Annotated in this window: 10 protein-coding genes; 3 read left to right on the top strand and 7 right to left on the bottom strand. The window is 38.1% G+C overall.

What is annotated here, in order from left to right:
• Positions 1–65 precede the first annotated feature (65 nt).
• The 6 genes from QM481_RS05835 to QM481_RS05860 all read right to left on the bottom strand — a co-directional run bounded on the left by QM481_RS05835 (position 66) and on the right by QM481_RS05860 (position 8,894).
• Positions 66–614 carry a hypothetical protein gene (locus QM481_RS05835; RefSeq protein WP_283381031.1) on the bottom strand — a complete coding sequence of 183 codons (549 nt, stop codon included), beginning with the start codon at positions 612–614 and terminating at the stop codon, positions 66–68.
• 81 nt (positions 615–695) lie between these two features.
• Positions 696–1,793, bottom strand: a complete 1,098-nt coding sequence (locus tag QM481_RS05840; protein ID WP_283381032.1) for an efflux RND transporter periplasmic adaptor subunit — start codon at positions 1,791–1,793, stop codon at positions 696–698.
• Between the two features lie 26 nt (positions 1,794–1,819).
• A complete protein-coding gene (locus QM481_RS05845) occupies positions 1,820–5,029 on the bottom strand; it encodes an efflux RND transporter permease subunit (protein WP_283381033.1) in 3,210 nt (1,069 codons plus the stop codon).
• Between the two features lie 61 nt (positions 5,030–5,090).
• Positions 5,091–6,506 (bottom strand): TolC family protein, encoded by a 1,416-nt coding sequence (locus tag QM481_RS05850; protein WP_283381034.1) that lies wholly within the window; start codon positions 6,504–6,506, stop codon positions 5,091–5,093.
• Positions 6,507–6,852: 346 nt separating this feature from the next.
• A complete protein-coding gene (locus QM481_RS05855) occupies positions 6,853–8,220 on the bottom strand; it encodes a HAMP domain-containing sensor histidine kinase (protein ID WP_283381035.1) in 1,368 nt (455 codons plus the stop codon).
• Positions 8,217–8,894: a response regulator transcription factor gene (locus QM481_RS05860; protein WP_283381036.1), complete on the bottom strand. Its 678-nt coding sequence runs from the start codon at positions 8,892–8,894 to the stop codon at positions 8,217–8,219. Before QM481_RS05860 ends, QM481_RS05855 begins: the two co-directional genes overlap by 4 nt.
• Before the next feature lie 141 nt (positions 8,895–9,035).
• On the opposite strand from QM481_RS05860, the gene QM481_RS05865 reads away from it, so the two are divergent.
• Together QM481_RS05865 and QM481_RS05870 are read left to right on the top strand one after the other, a co-directional pair.
• Positions 9,036–9,686 (top strand): VOC family protein, encoded by a 651-nt coding sequence (locus QM481_RS05865; protein WP_283381037.1) that lies wholly within the window; start codon positions 9,036–9,038, stop codon positions 9,684–9,686.
• Between the two features lie 155 nt (positions 9,687–9,841).
• Positions 9,842–10,279 (top strand): RDD family protein, encoded by a 438-nt coding sequence (locus QM481_RS05870; RefSeq protein ID WP_166552768.1) that lies wholly within the window; start codon positions 9,842–9,844, stop codon positions 10,277–10,279.
• 308 nt (positions 10,280–10,587) lie between these two features.
• On the opposite strand, the gene QM481_RS05875 is transcribed toward QM481_RS05870, so the two are convergent.
• Positions 10,588–14,850, bottom strand: coding sequence for a T9SS type A sorting domain-containing protein (locus QM481_RS05875; protein WP_283381038.1), 4,263 nt, complete (start codon positions 14,848–14,850; stop codon positions 10,588–10,590).
• A 483-nt stretch (positions 14,851–15,333) separates the two neighbouring features.
• Between QM481_RS05875 and QM481_RS05880 the strand changes: the two genes are divergently transcribed.
• The gene (locus QM481_RS05880; protein ID WP_283381039.1) at positions 15,334–18,162 is read left to right on the top strand and encodes a glycosyl hydrolase; all 2,829 of its coding nucleotides are present in this window, start codon (positions 15,334–15,336) and stop codon (positions 18,160–18,162) included.
• Positions 18,163–18,177: the final 15 nt, after the last annotated feature.

Consider the following 18,177-nt stretch of genomic DNA (forward strand, 5'->3'; position numbering starts at 1 on the left):
CAATGTATTTCAAAGTTAGCAGAGTGATTTGTGGTATTCTGTAACATCTGTCACAAATGCCCAAACTATTGACAATCTTCCAACCAATTCTCTATCATAAAGCTTTTATCTTTTTTAGAATAAGCAGCAATAGGTTTTGTCCAAGGAAGTTTTTCAAGTTGTTCAAGCACACAACTTTTATCATGAAAAACCATTTTTAAATTTTGGCGAGACATCCATAAAATCGGAGAATCAGGCGTTTCACTAAAATAATAGAGGGTATTGTTGGTATCACCCACATAGTTTTCTTGTGAATACACCACTAGTTTTCCTAATTGTTCAACCTTGTAAAAATTACCTTCAAAAAAACGATACACGTCTTTATCTTCTTGCTGATAACCCCAAAAATGATGTATATCCAATATTTGAGTTTGCCCATCTTTGATATGTACTTCTATCGCCCCTTTACTCGCTTTCCAGTCCACCGAACGGATGTCCTGCGTGGCAATATTTGGCAAGGCAATATCTTTACTATTACCCAAAACTCTTGAAATATGATTGCCTTTGGGTTGTTTTCCAGCTTTAGTCTGAAATGTCAATAGGCTTAAAAGCAAAAGTGAAATAATGGTTCTCATAGTTTTGTTTTATTAAATTGTTGGTAAGTATTTCGAGCACTGGTCATTTTTACTAAACAGATTACTCGACCAGTGCTTTTCTTATAATTTCGTTTTTACAGCTACGCCATTCGGTATTTCGTCAGATGCCGTTTTGAGCACCGTATCGCCAGATTTGATGTCACCAAAAATTTCTACTTTTCCCTCAGCTTCTATACCTTTTTTAACTTCAACCCACGAAGCTATTCCGTTTTCTACCTTTACGACAAAGCATTTTTCTAAGGTAGTGGCTACTGCCGAACTAGGTACAGTAAGGCTAGTCGTATTGCGCTGAAAAGGCAAAGTCACTTGTGTATAGGTACCAGATACCAACTGCAATTGAGGATTCTGAACATCAATTTCGATGAGTTCAGAGCGAGTTTGTTTGTTAACGTTATGTGATATACGACTTACTTTTCCTGTAAACTGCTTGTCTGGCAAATTCATTACTGAAAAAGAGATAGGCTGATTCAAACGAATGGCACTGATGTATCGTTCAGGCACTGGAATTCTTAAACGAAGTCTATTTTCTTGTTTGATTTTAAAAATAGCAACAGCACTTTTATCATTGGGTCCAACAAAAGCCCCAGGCGACAAACGACGTTCGGCAACTACGCCATCAAATGGCGCTTTGATGGATAGATATTCTGTCATTACTTGAATAGACTGATAAACAGCTTTTGTTCCTAACCAAGTCAAACTATCCGACACAATCTTTGAATGAGCAATATCCAAATCATTCGGCGAAACCGTCCCAGGAGTTTGATTGGCTTTTTGCAACCTTTTATACACCGATTTGCTCGTATTGAGCTGCGACTCAGCCGAACGCATTTTGGCTGTAGCCTCCGCTAATTGCAAACTTAGTTCGGGAGCATCAAGTACGGCCAATACTTGCCCAGTACTCACACGGTCGCCAATATCCACATGAATTCTTTTGATATATCCGTTTACTTTAGGAAAAAGGTCTGTTTCAAAGTAGCTTTCTAATTCGCCAGGAATTTGTAATTCTTGGCTAGGTTTAGCGCTTTCTACCTTAATAGCAGGATATATCACTTGCTCTTCGGTATTAGAGCTGATAGGTTCTGATTTGGATTGGGTGCAAGAATCCAATAAAAGTTGGCTTGTCAAAGCCGCTAATATGATAAGATGTGAGAGTTTCATAACGTTCAATATTTTGAATCTGAATACTAATTTTTATCCTCAGGATTTAACGAAGGTGATACTAACGAGCTATTTTTCTGAACGGCTGCAAATACAACAGGCAATACCAACAAGGCAGCAAAAGTTGACGCAACCAAACCTCCAATAACTGCTCGTCCCAATGGTGCACTTTGCTCACCTGACTCACTCATACCACTTGCCATCGGAATCATCCCTACGACCATGGCGATAGAAGTCATCAAAATCGGTCGCAAACGAACGGCTCCTGCTACTTTGGCAGCTTGATAGGAATCTTTGTAGCTTAATCGAAGTGTTTCGGCATTAGTTACCAATAAAAGTGCATTCGCAACCGATACCCCCACCGACATAATAATGCCCATATAGGATTGCAGATTGAGCGTGCTTCCAGTTGCCAAAAGAATCAAAATCGAACCCGCCAATACAGCAGGTATTGTCACTAATACCACGCCTGACACCTTAAATGACTGGTAATTAGCCGCTAGTAACAAGAAAATCACCACAATAGCTAGTGCCAAGCCAGAACTTAAGCTTTGAAGCGTTTCTTCTAAAAGCTTTGCCATTCCTTTCAATTCTACGATAGTTCCTTTGGGAGTTTCGCCTGCTTGAGCAATAGCACGATTAACATCGACAGTCGCTGTACCCAAATCTACCTGATGAATATTCGCCGAAACGGTGACGATGCGTCGAGGACCTACTCGGTCATATTCTCCAGGAATAGTTGTTGGCGTAATCGTAGCAACATCTCCCAAGGTTGGTCTTAATTGTCCTGAAATCAGTGGAATATTTTCCATATCCTGTACCGAAGACATTTCGTACTCAGGTAAAGCTACTTGTACTTGATACGCATATCCTTTCTTCTCGTCTAACCAAAAGTTTTTGGCTGTAAAACGGCTCGAAGAGGTAGCTGCTACTACCGATTTGGATACCATATCGGCCGTTAGTCCAAACTGAGCTAAACGAACTCGATCTATTTTAATATCAAAACTTGGATAGTTCAATGGTTGGTTGATACGAATATCACGGAGGTACGAAATCTTCTTTAATTCAGTGATTAGTTGATTGGCATACTTTTGCCCATCTTTCAAATCCTTTCCTCCTATTCTCACCTCAATCGGCGTTAACGAACCTTGGCTCATAATTTTATCCGTTAAATCAATAGGCTCAAAAGACACATTTACACCTGATAATTGTTCACGCACCTTTTTACGAATTTCATCTTTTAGGTTATCCAATGAAGTCATTTCGTATTCCTTCGCAATATTGACTTGGAGCGTCGCCTCGTGAGGACCTGCATTGAATACGTACAAGGAACTTGTTCCATAACTAGACGGCGTCATACCTACAAATGCCGATGAAATCTCTATGTTTTTATCTTGAACAATGCTTTTAATGATGCCTATGACCTGTTTTACGGCTAATTCGGTACGTTCAATGCGTTTACCTTGTTGTCCAATAATTCTTACCTGAAATTGGTGAGAGTGGTTGAGTTTGGGCATCATATCTTTTCCAATTTTCATAAAACCAACCACAACAACACCAATCGTCACAACAAGGTAGCCGAGAATTAAAGCCTTTTTCTGATTCATCAAACTTTCTAAGAGTCGTAGATAACCCAATTTGAACTTCTCAAATCCTGAAGTTTTTTCTGGATGTTTTTCTTCGTACTCTTCCATAGCCTCTTCGTGTGGACTATCCAAATCATTCAATATTTTCTTTTCATGCTTACTAGCATGGTCATGTCCTTTTAGCCACCAGTTTGCCAATACTGGCACCAGTGTTTGGGAAAAAATAAATGAGGCAATCATCGAAAAACCCACCGCCAACGACAAAGGCATAAACATTCCTTTAGGAACGCCTGTCATCAATAATGCAGGGGCAAAAACAGCTAAAATACAAAGTGTAATCAAGACCAAAGGAAACGAAACTTCACGTGTGGCATCCAAAATAGCCCAAGCTTTAGACTTGCCCATTTCCAAATGTTGGTGAATATTTTCGATTACTACGGTAGCTTGGTCAACCAAAATCCCGATGGCCAAAGCAAGTCCAGACAAGGTCATGATGTTGATAGTTTCACCTACTAAATTCAGTGCCAAAATTGCGACTAGCAATGAGGTTGGAATCGTGATGATAACCACAAGCGAGCTCCTTAAATCCCCCAAGAAAAGTAATACCACCAAGCCCGTCAGTAATGCCCCAATCAAACCTTCTGTTCCTAAACTTTCGACAGCATTGGTCACATACACCGACTGGTCAAAGACATATTTTAGCTCTACATAGTCGGGTAAAAGTGATTGCATTTCTGGCATTTTTGCCTTCAATGCTCTTACTACACTCATCGTTGAGGCATCTGAAGTCTTGGTAAGAGGAATATACACGGAACGTTTACCATCTACTAAAGCATATCCTACAGTGACATCGGCGGCATCTTCAACAGAAGCCACATCTCGCAAGAAAACGGTAGTACCCGTTAATCTTTTGATTGGCACATTCAAAAAATCCTCTACGTGTTTCATCACCGAGTTGATTGGCGTCATATAGGTATAGTCGCCCACACGCACGTTCCCAGCAGGAGAAATTTGGTTATTTTTAACCACCGACTGCACAATTTCATCAGGTGTTAACTGATAACTACGCATTGCTTCGGGATCTACTCTAACCACAACAGTACGTTCGTTACCGCCAAAAGGTGAAGGTGAAGAAGCCCCAGGAATTTGAGAAAACAATGGACGAATTTTGGTAGACGCCAAATCTTGTAGCTCATTCAAATTTGCTTTTTTACTACTAAAAACTAACTGACCTACAGGCAAATTAGTCGCATCAAATCGTACTACTGTTGGGGGAACTGTCCCTGGTGGCATATAATTTAAAGAGCGGTTTACGTGGTTAGCAACCTCCCCTGCCGCCTGCGCCATGTTTACATTTTCGTAAAAAGTCAACTTCACAATACATAGCCCTTGTACATTTCTTACCTCAATATCCTTTACCCCCGATACATACAACATTTGGTTTTGGTAACGGGTAGAAATGAAGCCCTCCAACTGGGCGGGCGTCATTCCTCCATAAGGTTGTGCAATATAAATTGTTGGTAAATTCAGTTTGGGGAAAATATCAATGGGTATTTTGAATAAAGCCAAAATCGAAAAAATCGTCAGCCCAAGAATTGCCACAATGACAGTTATGGGTTTCGATAAGGCTCCTGTGAGTAATTTGTCCATATTTTATCATCATTGAGTTGATAGGTGATTGAAATTATCAAAACCCTATCGCTCGAATTCTTTAGTTAAATTGATTGAGAAAAACACTTAGTTCACCTTTTGAAGCATATTGATGCAGCACAGCCCTCCAAACATTATTTCGTGCCACGATTTCGTCTATTTCAGCACGATTTAGAATCATTTGGGTTTGAGTAACTTCCAGAATAGTCCCCAAACCCGCTTGGTAGCGTGACTGTGCCTGAGCATAAGCAGCTTTGGCTGAGGTCAATTGCAATGGAATTTGTTCAAAAACTTCCTTTGCTTTTTGGTATTCGATAGCCGACTGTGCTACTTCTGATTGAATTTTGATAGTTGCTTCATCTCTTTCTTTCTGATAAACCTGACTAAGTGAATGTTGGGCAGATGCTTCTTTTTTGATTCTGAAAATATCAGACATATTCCAGACGGTAGTCAATCCCAACATATAATTATAGGCTCTAAAGCCAAGTCCCGAAAGCGACTGATTATAGACATAATTGCCATCGGCACCCAGGTGATCTTCAATCCCCGAACCCTTTGCCCATACCGCACCACGAGCCATAATGGCAGGCAAATACGATTTTTGGATACTATTGATTTTGAGCGTTGAGGTATTTATGCGTGCTTCGAAAAACCTAAGAACAGGGTGATTACTAAGATTATCGGAAGAATTATTGGCTAAAGCAAAGGGCTGAGTACCATCCAATTTGGTATCGAGTAACTGGTATTGGTTTTGTGGTAAACCTAATAATTCTGCCAATCTCACTTTTTGCTGCTCTGCCAGTTTTTGACTTTCTATCAGCAAGATTTTAGCTTTGGCAATATCTGCAACAGCCAAAGAAGTATCTACCCCTGCACGTAAGCCCGCGATGGCATTGGCTTTGATCGTTTGGTAAAAAGCCTGTGCTCGTTCCAGATTTTTTTGTTGAATTTTGGTAGCCTCTTGGAATACCAAACTCAGAATATAAGCATCCGATACTTTTGCTTTATGTACATAGACTTCCTTTTCGTAATCCAACTTTGCCTGCTGAATACTGGCATTAGCTACTTTCAAATCGGCTTCTTTTTTTCCAAAAGTGGCTAATTTATAGCTGGTCAAAATGGTGGTAAAGCTGCTAAATACAGGCTCTGAAGCAAATCCATCGATATTGGTAGTCCCCGAAGACGGAATAGCGGCACCCTCATTCGAAAAATAAGTTCCTCTTACCTGATTAGAACTCGCAAACAAGGTTTGCGCCTGAAACACTACCGAAGGCATCGTATAGTTCAACTTCTTGGCTTCAGCATCACGTTCGTTTGCATCTATTGCCAACATCTTGGCACGTATCGTTGGATAGTTGGCAGTTGCTGTTTCGACGGCTTGTTGAATACTTAAATTGTTGGGACTATTTTGAGAATATCCTATCGTACAGCACATTAGCATACCTATTCCCCAATAGACAAATACTCTTTTATCCATAATCTCTGATTGGTTTATGAATCAAAGGTATATGCCACGACTAAGAGCCTTCTGAGAGAGACATTAAAAAGAGATTAAAGAAATAGGGGAAGATTGTGTGGTTTTAGGATGGGGAAATGGGCAGATGGAAGTATTGGAGACGGATATTTTGTTTGGAGACGTAAAATATTACGTCTCTACAGGATTACATTTTTATGCTTTTGGAATTTTAAACAAACGCTAGTGACCACTTCGGTTTCAAAACTATTAAAAAAAAATAAGTCAAAGACTAAGTCTTGAACTAGTTATTTCAAGTTTGTTGAACAAAAATCTATTAACTAATAAACAATTAACGAACAACCTCATTTTATACAATGGGCAGTAAAATACATACGCAGGTGCCTTGATTAATTTCTGATTGAATATCGAATTTACCTTTATGGATTTCAATAATTTTCTTAACCAAAGTCAACCCAATGCCTGAGCCTTGAATATGTGTACTGTTTTTACCACGCATCATTGGCAAAAATACATTTTGAATATCTTCCTTCGAAATGCCAATACCTTGATCCTTGATTTCAACTTTTAAGAAATGAGATTCCTTAGAAAGGATAACAGATATAGGTTTCTTGTTTGAATACTTACAGGCATTATCCAACACATTAATGAGCGCTGAACGAAGCAAATGGAACATTCCATTGACAAGTTCCCCCTCCTCTGACTCGGTGAAGGAATCGTCAATTTTGAAATTAAGTGGTTGTTTGGGGTATTTCTGATTAATCACATCAATGGTATCCATAAGTAATTCGAGGATATTGATTGAGTGCATAAAAATCGGGGATGAAATAGATTCTACTTCTGTCAAATACAACAAGTTATTGGACAAATCAATGGCTCTATCCACTTGCGTAAGGGCTTCTTGAATACTGTTTTTCTGGGCGTCTTCACTTTGGTCATACGCTAGAGAAGTCTGTAATACCCCTTTGGTTACGGTTAAAGGGGTTCGTAATTCGTGTGAAGCGTACGAAATAAAGCGTTTTTGGTTTTCTCCCAGTTTTTGAATTTTTTCTAATAATTGATTGATAGCATCCGCTAAAACAGAAGCTTCATTATATTCATTTTCAAAGTTTTTGATACGAAAACCAAAGTCAGAAATGGCCGCTTCTCCCAACTGAGCATTGAGGCGGTCGAAAGGTTGCATAGCTCTTTTTGAAAAAAAATACCCCGTCAAACTAATAATAATCCACGCTAGGAGATTGCCAATCAAAATGGAGTACCGTAATGTATCGCTCATGTTATGTCCATGCAAATCGTAGGCGGTGACGATAACTACAAATATTCTTCCATTTTGCCAATAGGAAATTCCTAAGCCTTCTTTAGGATAACCCAAGCGAGTATTTTTATAGGTAAAATAGACTTTTTTTTCTGCCCTAATTTGGTTAAGAAGACTTGTTTCAGGAAAATAATCATGATTGGCATCTGATGTATAAACGATTTTATTTTTGTCATCATACACTGCCTCGTATTGCTCGCTCAAAGGAAAAAAAAACTCCTTTTTGAATCGACTCAGACTTTTTACAAAGCGTTTTGTGGCCTCCGTTCTCGAAATCAGACGGTCGTGCATCAAATTTTCTCTGTAGCTTTCATAAGAATAATACACATACAAAGAAAATAAGATGAGAATAGCCGACACTACAAAGAGGAAGGCAATGATGATTCGTTGCTTAATGGTCATTCTTCTCGTAGGGAATAGCCTCTACCGATAATAGTATGAAGCAGTTTTGGTTCAAAATCTTTATCTAACTTCCTTCTCAGATACGTAATATACACATCGATGACGTTGGTATTTGTATCAAAATTTAAGTCCCAGACTTTTTCCAAGATATCTACCCTACTTACGACTTTGCCTTTATTGAGTAGCAGATATTCCAGCAAATCGTATTCACGTTTGGTAAGTTCAATCTTTTTACCTGAACGAGTTACCTCTTGCGTATCCAGATTCAATTTCAAATCAGCAATTTCCAGAATCTTGCTTGGTTTAGAAACAAACATATTCCGACGACCAAGCGCCTTAACTCTCAGTAACAGCTCTTTAAACTCAAAGGGTTTTGCCAAATAATCATCAGCACCAGCATTGAATCCTATCTCTTTATCTTCGATGGTACTCAATGCGGTTAGCATCATCACGGGAGTAGATGCCCAATTATTTTTAACAAACTTACAAAGCTCAAATCCATTGATACTTGGTAGATTTACGTCCAAAATTACTACGTCGTAGGGCTTTTGTGACAAAATTCTTTGACCAATCAAACCGTCGTAAGCTATATCTAAATTAATATTTTCGCTAGAAAAACCTTTCTGAATAAACCCTGCCAATTTGGGGTCATCTTCCACTAGTAATACATGCATAACTTGTTGATTGAGTGTAAATTTTGTAAAAACATCATAAAAAGGAGCACGAAAGTAAAAAACCTTTCCTGAGTTCTTGGAACGATTTACCTGCTAAAAGGTTTAAAATAGGTAAACAACCTCCCCAAACTTTTTCAAAAAATGGACATTATTTCTATTGAGCTTCTCACTAACAATCTTGAAAAAACTACTGCTTTTTACCAAGAGCTTCTCGATTTTGAAGTAGTAACAAAAAATCAACATGAAGTGACTTTCAGGGTTGGAACTTCGCTAATACGTTTTACCGAAAACCTATCCTTTAACACAATTTATCATTTTGCTTTCAACATTCCACAAAACCAAGTAGAATCAGCCTTAAGTTGGTTACAAAGCAAAGTTGAAGTAATTCTAGATACCAACGAGCAATCTATTACAAAGTTTGAAGATTGGAATGCTCAGGCTGTCTATTTTTATGACAATAATGGCAATATTTTAGAATTTATTGCCCGTAAAGACCTGAATGATCATAGTTCAGAGAGCTTTTCAAGCAATTTAATTCGATGTGTTAGTGAAATTGGCTTGGTAAGTGATGAGCCTTTGACTCTTGCAGAAGAATTAATTCAAGAATATGGATTGAACTATTTTGAAAAAGGTCCAATTCTTTCTGACTTTACAGCCTTAGGTGACCACAATGGTTTATTAATTTTGTCCAGAACAGGAAGAAATTGGTACCCTACCCAACATCCTGCACAAAAGAATAGCGTTTCGATTAAATTTACGGTAGAGAATCAAATACATAGGTTGGATTTTTAGTTCAGTTCGTAAGCAAAAGTCTATTGGTTTCTGATGAAAAAAGAAATCGTTTTGTCTAATTTCTAAAATCTTATCACGAAATCTCATTTATCAAGACTACATAGCATTGATAGCACCATGATGATGGACCTACCGATTTGTTTAATAAATAACCCATGCAAAAAACTAAAATAATCTTACTTCGCGCACTTGCTAGACTCATTGACCTTATCTTTCTAAATTACTGTTTTGGTAAGTTTTATGACTTTCTCAACCGAGACGCTATCGTACCTCATGATGGATTATTTACGGGTCTTCAAGAGATGATTTTGTTTATTCCATTTTGTGTACTGTATGAACTATTCTTCGAATATCTCTCCTTTGGGTTTACCCTAGGAAAATTCATTTGTGGGCTTAGGGTAAGGCTACTCAACGGGAAAATGATTGAGCCCAAACATGCTTTTTTCAGATGGCTTGGTGTGATATTCGATTTTTATCTAACACTTGGATTAGGCGCCATTATTTCTGCTATTTATTCCAAAAAAGTACAACGTATTGGCGACAGATTTGCTGGTACAACCGTTACGATGGGTAACTATAAGTTTTGGAAATAATCTCAAATTGAGAGAATTGAGATTGAGAGAATGAGTGATTATACAAAAATTTGTATTCCATCAGTAGAGACGCAATGATTGCGTCTTAAGCCAAGTCATTTCTAGCATAATAGCACCACAAAAGGCGTTCGAAATTAGTTTTTCGAACGCCTTTTGTGATAAAAACTTGGAGAATAATCCCAATGCTAAAGCTCGGGATAACTCAGGTTTACGCTATTCTGAAAACATCAATTAAGTATAAGGAAAGATTTAATTTTTTGAATATACCCTCCTTCAAATAACTAATATACAATTAACAAATAACGTACTTAGAACTTCATCAACTTAAATATTCCCACCTTCTGATCTTTGCTAATGCGCAACAGATACATCCCATTCGGGTAGTTTTTGAGGTCAAGTTGATTACTGCCAGACTGCAATTTTGTTTCAGAAACCACATTTCCTGCAACATCAACTAATTCAGCCTTAATACCATTTTCATCGGTATTAATCATAACAAAATCTGTCGCTGGATTTGGTCCAACAGTGACACCCAGCTTTTGGATGTCTTCGAAGCCAGTGACTATTTCCAGACTAACCGTTGAGTTTGAACCGATGATTCCTGTGCTACAGTAATAGTCAGATACTTTGAACAATCTAAACTTAGTTGGACTCGTAGGATTCAAAGTAACAGTATATGGCGAGGATGGTGCGCTAAAGTCTTTTGCGTTTAATTCATCTGTACCTAATTTAAAACTTACAGGAAAACTACCCATCAATTTTACTTTTAAATCAACCTTCTTTTCTGGTGAGAAATAATACACGGTGGTATCAAATGAGGCTGAAGGAGATTTTATTACTTCGAGAGGGTTAACACTCGTAGTTGAGCTTATTCCACTTTCTTTTGAAATTACTCTAAAACGGTAGTTTTGTCCAGCAGGAGTGTTATTCGGAATTTTAAAGGATATGGTATTTGTTGTATATGAGGCTCCAAGTATCTCAATCTCCTTAAAATTAACCCCTGAGCTATCTGACATTTCAAGTCCAAGACTAGGATTTGCACCAGTAATACCTACTAATTTGAAACCTACATTTGTTTCTGTTCCTGCACAAAGGTAGCTATAACCATTATTCAAGGTTGAACCCAAGGTTAAAATATACTTGGCAGATTCAGGTAAAACAGTAATAGTTGCAGAACCCTTACCTGAAGCAACACCACATTGATTAGATACTGATTTTAAGGTAATTGTCTCAGATTTTTGGGATACAAAACTTATAAAACCTGTTTGCTTACTCCAATTCGTGATTTTGCCAATCGATCCATTACTTAATTCAAACGCTGGATTGCTACTAAACAAATAGTATCCTTCTGCAGTACTTGTAGACTTCACAGTCAAAATAACTGACTGATTGGCTACTGTGGTGACATTACCTGCGATGGTAAGTTCTGGCACCTCTAGTAAAGTACCATACCACGAACCCCTAAAATCAACTTTTTGCGTTGAAATATTTTGTAAAACCATCGCGTAAGAACCAAGTGGAACATTGGCTGGAATTGATAAAGAGTATCGACCATAAGGTTTAATCTTTGCGATTTCATAGTATACAGAAGCGCCACTTTCAGACGTAAAAAGTGACACTTTATAAAGTTGTGTAGTATCCACATCCCCATAAGAAGCTAAATTAATCTGAAGCTTATCATTACGACAGATATTGTTTAAGCCAATCGAACTTTGGTTTATAACTGACCAGTTAATTTGAGGCTTCACTCGTACATTAAGAGAAAAATTCAAATCTTGTACTCCACACTGATTTGAAACTGAAGGTAGAGTATAAACTGTAGAGTAACTAGGTGAAAGTTTGATGTAACTATAATTAGAGTAATCAATAGGATATGCCTCGCCAGTCTTTCCTCTTATAACACCTTCAAAAGTTGAATTTCCATTATCGACAATACTAAGTTGAATCGACTCACCATAACTCAGCTCAATATCTTTTTGATTATTAGCCAAAACAACAGATACATTAGGAGCCTTTTGAATTCGAATTTCTTTTGCGTAACTATACAAGAGTGAATCTGACTCATCAACTAATCGGAACTTGTAATTAACCTCTGCTAGGTCTTGGGGTAAAGTTACTTCAAAAGGACTCTGTTTGATTCCTGTCAGAATAGCTTGCTTAGAATATAAGGTTTCATCCGCTTTAAAGAGCATTAACTTATAACTTGCCACACGGTTTGATGGTCTGGTCATTATCTCGGTATATCTAAGCTCTATTTTTTTACCAGCACATGCAGTAACATTGTAGTTGATGCCTCTAAACTCAACTACTCTGTCAGCCAATCTCACATTTATTTTGATATCAACATCTTTTGTGGCACAGCCATTCGTCAGTTTTTTGATTGCAAAACTACCAGAGTTCACTACATCAAAGGAATAACCTAAGTAACCTCCATATCCCGATACTCTCTGTCCATTAGCAAACACAGCTGTAGTGTACAGCTTGTTATCCAATCTTAACGTCCCGCTGTAATAATTGCTATTAGACACAATGGCATTAATTTCTTTTGGTCCAGAATAAGTCGGAATATCCCCAACCTCCACAAGATACCTCTCGCCCGTAGTGTAGGGAGCAGAGGCTCTTACCTGTAAATTGATAGTGGAATACTTTGAGGGTACTATCCATGACAACTTATCATTAATAAACTCACCAACGCCAGCCTCAACTATAAAACCTGAATCATCTAAATAATCCAAATAAAATCTTGCACCAGCATCGAAAGTACCATACCGCTGTAAGGTTAACTCCTGTGTAGACCCAGCACAAATGGTTGAACCTTGACCAAATGGAGCTAGGAGTTTTAGACTTTTTACAGGGTTTAAAACTTGAATATCCAAACTCAGTTTTATATCATTATTCACCCCACATTCATTCGATACCTTATTGACTTTATATGTCATATTATCTGAGGCATAGACTTTGAAATTAAAATAGGCTACACCACCTTCGGGCATAAAGAGTGTAGATTTTTTACCAAAATTATCTTCATATTCAATACTTCCTCCTCCTGAAAAACCAAGACTGCCATAAGCCCAGCTTGGTTTTTCAATGATATAAGGGTTACTAGTATTACTGTAGGCAAATTTGGGGATTGATTTGAAAAGACATCGAGTAGCTCCGTACTCGAATGTTGAACCTATTAACGGATTGGGGAAAAGACCAAAAGTAAAGGTTTTGCCTTCATTCGGGTTTGAACTCGGAAAAGTAAACTCCGCTAAACCAGCCTCTGTCACCTTCCCTGTAAGTGCTGTTTTATTTCCATCGCTAAACAAAAGAGCCATATTTATGGGTGTATTGACCTCCATTACTGGCTGACTAGAGAATCTCACTTTAAACACCCCTGAAGGACAAACCGATTTAGTTAATATTTCTTCAACTTTAATAGCATCCGTTACCGTCACTTTACTTACGTTAACACCTTCCCCAGTATTACATTCACTTGTGAACTTGTTAATTTTATAATCTAAAGTTTTGGTAGGGTAAATAGGAATTGAGGTAATGGATCCTGTGTAACCGATATTGTATTTAAACCCGTCCGTCAACTCAAAATTGATAGGTGAAAGACCACTAGAATTGAGATTGAGATAAGCCAAACTACCATATCTAACAGTCTTTGCGTCGGACTGAATATCAATTTTTGCGCCTTCATTTACATTCACTGATGTTGTATGAGCAGGTGAAATAGTGAAAGGGCTTGTAGCCACCACACTTAAATTAAAACTGGTACGTGGTACTAGTCCAGGAATTTTTGCAGAAACAATCCCATCTGATTCTTTTGCCTCCACATCATAATACTGAGCAGGGTTATTGCTAGTTATAAATCGAATCATGAATTTATTATCTGCATTCCATGTTCCTCTTTTTTCAATACTGAGCTTGATATTACCATCTGTACAATATGTTGTACTGGATAAATTGGAGATATACAATGAATTATCCGAAACTGAAAGCTTTACCTTTCCTTGGGACGTTCCTATCCCACAAATATTTGAAACCTCTTTAATATAAAAATCGCCTGATTTATTAGGGTAAGTATTTACCCTTTCATCTGCGAACGATAGCCAATAATTTCTCACTGAATACACTGTACCTTCAGAGGTCGTAATTGAAAATGGACTTGTAGCACTGCCAGATATTCTGAGTTGTAAAACTTTGTCTCGCGCAATAGTTGTACTTGTTGTATCTATTCTGATACTCGGGCGAATTCCAAGTGAGAAAGTCGAATATGAAACCAATGGTGCAGAGACCACTGCAGGTGAAGTAGATGCAATTCGCAATGTCATAGAGCTATAACTATCAGAAAGATAGTAGTTTAACTCAGGAATTCGTAAGAAATCAGGAAACACTCCTACCAAATAACCAGAAGAATCTTTAGTATCGATATTTAGGATTACTCTACTACTGCTGTAATAGTCAACAAACTGTAGGTTAATCTTATTATCAGAGTTAAAATTACCTGTTTTTTGGTAAGCGATGATAAATTTCGCCCCTGCACAAAGAGTACTCTGAGCAGGTTGGAGCATTTTTGTCATAACTAGGCTTTGTGAAAAAACCTGTAGAAAACAGCCAAATATGAATAGCTGTATTAGTAGAAATTTGCGCATATATGTGGATTACATTGTTTTTGGACTACACTGAGGTAAAACGATTTTCTAATTCCTTATATCTTTCACCTAATGCAGTGTAAATACTTGCAGATAAATGGTGTAGCGAAATAGAGTAATAGAAACCATTATGGCGATACCTAAACCAGAGAAAAATCCATTAAATTTTATAAATTAGACTAGCGATAAAACATACCATAAAAGTACATAAAATATCTAATTTCTTCACTAACCACAATTATTTCTATAACATCACTCAAACTCATTTTCTTTACAGCTTTTATCCTTCCCTACTTTCATTAGAAATACCCTTTCTTATCCTTTTAGATTAGAGGTGGTAAATAGTGTACAAAATTTTGTATGTACGCTGTTTGTGCCCAAAGAAAACCTGATTTATTAAATAATAAACTTATGCTTAAAAAAACACTTATCTTACCTCTTCTGGGGCTTGGTATCATGAGCCATGCCCAAACTCAATGGCCTGCTATTACTCCTGAAACCAAACCTTGGACACGTTGGTGGTGGAATGGTAGTCAAGTGACGCCCAAAGGATTAACAGCAGCCTTAGAAAAATACAAACAAGTGGGACTTGGAGGTACTGAGGTTACGGTTATTTATGGTGTCCAAAATCAAGAAAAGGAATTCATCAATTACCTTTCTCCTGATTGGGTGAAGGTGTTTGAACATACACTTTCTGAAAGTAAGCGATTGGGCATGGGGGTCGACTTGGCTAATGCCTCTGGCTGGCCTTTTGGTGGACCGTGGGTAAGTCTTGATGATGCTTGTAAATATGTTGCCGAAAAATCTTGGACTTTGAAGGAAGGTCAAACGCTATCCGAATCAGTGACATATATCCAAAAGCCTTTACTTCAGGCAGGAAATAAGTCTTTAAATCTCAAAGACCTAAAAGAACCTTATTATCTCAACCCCAACTTACAGAAAGATTTTGTTGAGCAAATCCGTTTTGAGCACCCAATTCCGTTACAGGTTTTGATGGCTTATTCTGATAAAAATGAAATTTTGAATCTGACCGATAAGGTTGACAAAAATGGAAAATTAAACTGGACTGCTCCCCAAGGAGAATGGAAATTATTGGCTTTATTCATGGGATTGCATGGCAAACAAGTTGAGCGTGCTGGACCTGGTGGCGAAGGCGAAGTGATTGACCATTTTTCGACCAAAGCTATCCAAAACTATCTTACTTATTTTGACAAAGCGTTCAAAAATGCCGATATCAGCTACCTCCGAGGTTATTTCAACGATTCTTATGAGGTCGACGATGCTAAAGGCGAAAGCGATTGGACGCCTGATATGTTCAATGAGTTTCAAAAACGCAGAGGCTATGATTTAAGGAATTTTCTACCTGCGCTTTTCGGAAAAGACACCCCAGAAAAAAATGCTCGTATTCTATGTGATTATCGTGAAACGATTTCTGACTTAATCTTGGAAAAGTACATGGGTGTATGGAGTTTTTGGTCGCATAAAAACCATAAGATTATCCGTAACCAAAGTCATGGTGCCCCTGCCAATATTTTGGATTTGTACGTAGCTGCTGACATTCCTGAAGCAGAGGGCATGGAAGTACCAAGACTCAAATTTGCGAGTTCCGCCGCTAACTTGACAGGTAAAAAACTCGTTGCTTCTGAAACTGCCACTTGGCTCAACGAGCACTTTGTCTCAAATCTTTCCGACGTAAAAAAGGCGATTGATTTGATGTTTTTAGGGGGTATTAACCATATTTTTTATCATGGAACTGCCTATTCTCCTGAAAATGAACCTTGGCCTGGTAGATTATTTTATGCCGCAACGGAGTTTACACCTGCCAATCCTTGGTGGAAAGACTTCGCCAGTATCAATCAATATGTTACTCGTGTGCAGTCATTTTTACAAAAATCTACTGCCGACAATGATGTGCTTGTCTATTTCCCTATTTCGGATAGTTGGTCAAAACCAAGCAAATCGCTGTTGCGTCACTACGACGGTTTAGGCAAAGAATTGGGTTTGCCAGAACTCTCTCATTTGGCTGAAAATTTGTTAGAAAAAGGCTATACTTACGATTTTATCTCTGACAGTCAACTACAAAAGCTCAACACCTCTGGCGGAAAAATTCAAGCGGTAAATGCCAACTATAAGGTGATTCTAGTGCCCAAATGTACATATATACCTTTGGCAACCATGCAAAAACTGAATGCCTTGGCAAAAGCAGGTGCCAAGATTTTGTTTATCGACGCACTACCTGAATCGGTAGCAGGTTGGGGAAATTTGGAGGAAAAACAAAAGACTTTTTCTCAAATCAAAAACAGTATTCACTTACAGGCTACAAACGAATCGATTCAGAATGCTAAAGTGGGCTTGGGACAAATAAGTGTAGGAGAATCATTTGAAAAACTCTTGGCTTTTCACGGCGTCAAAGAGGAAACCTTATCTCAACAAGGGTTGTCTTTTATTCGTAAAAAAATGGGGAACGAAACCATCTACTTCGTTTGGAATAAGAATAAAATAAGCTTTTCTGGTTGGGTAAATCTACAACGAAAAGGCGTTAGCACTGCTATTTTCAACCCGATGACTGGCGAGTCAGGCATTGGGAAAGTACAAAAAACTGACTCGGGGACTTCTGTATTTGTTTCGCTCAAACCCAATGAGTCAATTATCGTAAAAGTTTCGCCAAATCTTCTCAAAGGAAAAGAATATCCGTTTTTCGCACCAGCAGAAAAAGCTCAGGAACTTAAAGACAACTGGCAAGTTAGTTTCGTAGAAGGCGGTCCCGAACTTCCTGCTACCAGAACGATTTCGACCTTAAGCTCATGGACTACATGGTCGGAGGAGGCATTGAATCGTTTTTCGGGAACAGCCAGCTACAAAACTACTTTTGCTAAACCATCTGGCAATGCGCAACACTGGATGTTGGATTTGGGAGAAGTACACGAAACTGCGAGAGTCATCATAAATGGTAAACCTGTGGCAATTTTGATAGGACCACAATACACCGTTGAGATTCCTTCGAACCTATTACAAGACCAAAACACGTTGGAAATACAAGTTTCGAATTTGATGGCGAACCGTATGGCTTGGATGGACAAAAATGGAATGCCTTGGAAAAAGTATTATAACATCAACATGGCGGCCAGACTAGCCGAAAATCGTAATAAGGAAGGTCTTTTTGACGCTTCAAAATGGTCGCCAAAACCATCAGGTTTAGTTGGTCCAGTGCGATTGATTGAAGTAAAACGAGTTGAGTAAGCGTTAGGGCGGAAT

This window comes from Flectobacillus rivi, from assembly GCF_030056655.1.
Lineage (GTDB): Bacteria > Bacteroidota > Bacteroidia > Cytophagales > Spirosomataceae > Flectobacillus > Flectobacillus rivi.

Bases quoted from the DNA above. Each gene is read 5' to 3' on its own strand.
- QM481_RS05870 (WP_166552768.1), top strand. From the start codon at position 9,842: ATGCAAAAAACTAAAATAATCTTACTTCGCGCACTTGCTAGACTCATT.
- QM481_RS05860 (WP_283381036.1), bottom strand. From the start codon at position 8,894: ATGCATGTATTACTAGTGGAAGATGACCCCAAATTGGCAGGGTTTATT.
- QM481_RS05835 (WP_283381031.1), bottom strand. From the start codon at position 614: ATGAGAACCATTATTTCACTTTTGCTTTTAAGCCTATTGACATTTCAG.
- QM481_RS05850 (WP_283381034.1), bottom strand. From the start codon at position 6,506: ATGGATAAAAGAGTATTTGTCTATTGGGGAATAGGTATGCTAATGTGC.
- QM481_RS05875 (WP_283381038.1), bottom strand. From the start codon at position 14,850: ATGACAAAAATGCTCCAACCTGCTCAGAGTACTCTTTGTGCAGGGGCG.
- QM481_RS05840 (WP_283381032.1), bottom strand. From the start codon at position 1,793: ATGAAACTCTCACATCTTATCATATTAGCGGCTTTGACAAGCCAACTT.
- QM481_RS05865 (WP_283381037.1), top strand. From the start codon at position 9,036: ATGGACATTATTTCTATTGAGCTTCTCACTAACAATCTTGAAAAAACT.
- QM481_RS05880 (WP_283381039.1), top strand. From the start codon at position 15,334: ATGCTTAAAAAAACACTTATCTTACCTCTTCTGGGGCTTGGTATCATG.
- QM481_RS05855 (WP_283381035.1), bottom strand. From the start codon at position 8,220: ATGACCATTAAGCAACGAATCATCATTGCCTTCCTCTTTGTAGTGTCG.
- QM481_RS05845 (WP_283381033.1), bottom strand. From the start codon at position 5,029: ATGGACAAATTACTCACAGGAGCCTTATCGAAACCCATAACTGTCATT.